The organism is Pseudomonas sp. P7779 (assembly GCF_013386315.1).
In the GTDB taxonomy this organism is placed as follows: Bacteria; Pseudomonadota; Gammaproteobacteria; order Pseudomonadales; family Pseudomonadaceae; genus Aquipseudomonas.
In genome coordinates, this window is sequence record NZ_JACARZ010000199.1 from 1 (window position 1) to 1,033 (window position 1,033).

Consider the following 1,033-nt stretch of genomic DNA (forward strand, 5'->3'; position numbering starts at 1 on the left):
CCTAGTCAAATCGCCTCAGCCATCAACAACTCCCGCGTATACGGATGCCGCGCATCAGCAAACAGCGCCGCCGTCTCCCCCTGCTCCACCACCCTCCCCTGACGCATCACCGCAATCCGGTCGCACAACCGCGCAGCCACCCGCAAGTCATGAGTAATAAACACAATGCTCAACCTGAACCGCCGCTGCAGCGACTCCAGCAACTCCAGAATCTGCACCTGGATCAGCGCATCAAGCGCCGACACACACTCATCAGCGATCAACACCTTAGGCTCCACCGCCAACGCCCGGGCGATCCCTATGCGCTGCCGCTGCCCCCCGGAAAACTCATGAGGAAACCGCTCAAACGCCGCTGCCGGCAACCCCACCAACCCCAGCAACTCACGGGCCCGCCGCTCGGCATCCGCCTTGGAAACCCCCTGCACCAAAGGCCCAGTCATAACAATCTGCCCCACCGTCTGCCGCGGATTGAGCGACGCAAACGGATCCTGGAAAATCATCTGCACATCACTGCGCAACGCTCGCAGCCGCCCTTCAGACAACCCCGCGACCTCCCGCCCCAACCACTCGATCCGCCCGCTGTCAGCACGCAGCAAACGCACCAGGCACCGACCCAGGGTCGACTTGCCCGACCCCGACTCCCCCACAATCCCCAACGTCTCGCCTTCACGCAATTGCAGCTGAACCGCATCCAACGCCTGAGTCGTACGCCGCCCCCACCAACCGCTGCGGCTGCGGAACACCTTGCCCAGCGCTTCGGCCTTCAGCACCACAGGGCCAGCCACCTGCGTACGTGGCACCAGCGGTTGCGCCGACACCGCCGCCAACAACTGCCGGGTGTAATCTTCCCGGGGCACACGCAACACCGCCGGGGCCGTGCCCTGCTCCACCACCCGGCCCTTTTCCAGCACCAGCACCCGGTCGGCAATCGCCTCGACCACGGCAAAGTCGTGGGTGATAAACAACAGTGCCATGCCCTTGTCCTGCTGGATCTTGCGCAGCAGGTCGAGAATCTGCGCCTGGGTGGTCACGT

1 protein-coding gene is annotated in these 1,033 nt (G+C 64.1%); it reads right to left on the reverse strand.

The genetic code is table 11. The features are described 5' to 3' along the window. Positions 1-5 precede the first annotated feature (5 nt). Positions 6-1,033: ATP-binding cassette domain-containing protein (locus HX869_RS31095; RefSeq protein WP_178904173.1), on the reverse strand; the 1,028-nt coding region annotated here is incomplete at its 5' end.